We start from the raw sequence: 421 nt of genomic DNA, 5'->3' as shown, positions 1-421 counted from the left end.
GGACTACGATCATCCGAACCTCCCGCACACGAAGCGGCTGGGGGCCTTCATGATCATGCCGACCAGCGGCGACTACACGCTCGACGTCGACTACACCTCCGGAGGCTGCCGGTACACGCACGGGCCCACGAAGTACGCGATGGTCGCATCGGGCGGGGTGCTGTTGATGAACCCCTTCAACGAGTTTAAGTCACCGGCTCCCGACACCCAGTCCTGGCTGTCGCACGCCTCGCGCTCGTACACATCGGCGCTCGCGGATGGACGCCTCGTGGATCTCGCCGTCAGCGGCGGCCCGGACTGCCGGGGTCCAGCGAAGGATGCCCCCGGGAACATCCTTCTCATGGACTTGGGTTCACCGCCGCTCGCGAAGCCCAATGGTGAGCTGTCCGGGACGTTCCCCTACGCGGACGCCACCTTCACC

Annotated in this window: 1 protein-coding gene; it reads left to right on the top strand. The window is 66.0% G+C overall.

Features of this window, described 5'->3' with window-relative positions:
• Positions 1 to 49 precede the first annotated feature (49 nt).
• Positions 50 to 421 (top strand): hypothetical protein (locus tag HV826_RS36545; protein ID WP_176421590.1); only part of this gene is annotated, 372 nt, incomplete at its 3' end.

Source organism: Myxococcus sp. AM010 (assembly GCF_013372585.1).
Classification (GTDB): domain Bacteria; phylum Myxococcota; class Myxococcia; order Myxococcales; family Myxococcaceae; genus Myxococcus; species Myxococcus vastator.
This window is presented reverse-complemented; position numbering and strand designations above follow the sequence as displayed.